Origin of the sequence: Neptuniibacter marinus (assembly GCF_001597725.1) — a bacterium.
In the GTDB taxonomy this organism is placed as follows: Bacteria; Pseudomonadota; Gammaproteobacteria; order Pseudomonadales; family Balneatricaceae; genus Neptuniibacter; species Neptuniibacter marinus.
Genome location: NZ_LUTR01000055.1, coordinates 1 through 447, shown reverse-complemented (window position 1 = coordinate 447; position 447 = coordinate 1). Strand labels below are relative to the sequence as shown.

Sequence of the window (447 nt, the reverse complement as noted above, 5' to 3'; positions counted from 1 at the left end):
ATGGTGGAGCTATGCGGGATCGAACCGCAGACCTCCTGCGTGCAAAGCAGGCGCTCTCCCAGCTGAGCTATAGCCCCTTACTTGTCCTTTTCACTTTATACGGCGTTGCACTCGTCGCTCGCTCAGTTATTACCCATTGAGGGTAACGTCTTCGCTCGCTCCAGCGTGCGCCTTGTCTAAAGCAAAAATGACTGCGTAAGTATTCTGCCTAGCAGGTTGTAGAGTGATGCAATATGGATCGGCCTGAGTGGACTTGAATCACTGACCTCACCCCCCTTTCTTTTATAAAGAGTGGGGTGCGCTCTAACCAGCTGAGCGTCTTTACTCTCAGTTCTAACTGACCACTTACTTAAGATTTTGCCAGTAAAAGTGGTAGGCCTGAGTGGACTTGAACCACCGACCTCACCCTTATCAGGGGTGCGCTCTAACCAGCTGAGCTACAAGCCT

Annotated in this window: 2 tRNA genes; both read right to left on the bottom strand. The window is 51.2% G+C overall.

The annotated features are described in order from the left end of the window. Position 1: 1 nt before the first annotated feature. Positions 2–77, bottom strand: a tRNA-Ala gene (locus A3774_RS16015). A gap of 293 nt (positions 78–370) precedes the next feature. Further along, positions 371–447, bottom strand: a tRNA-Ile gene (locus tag A3774_RS16010).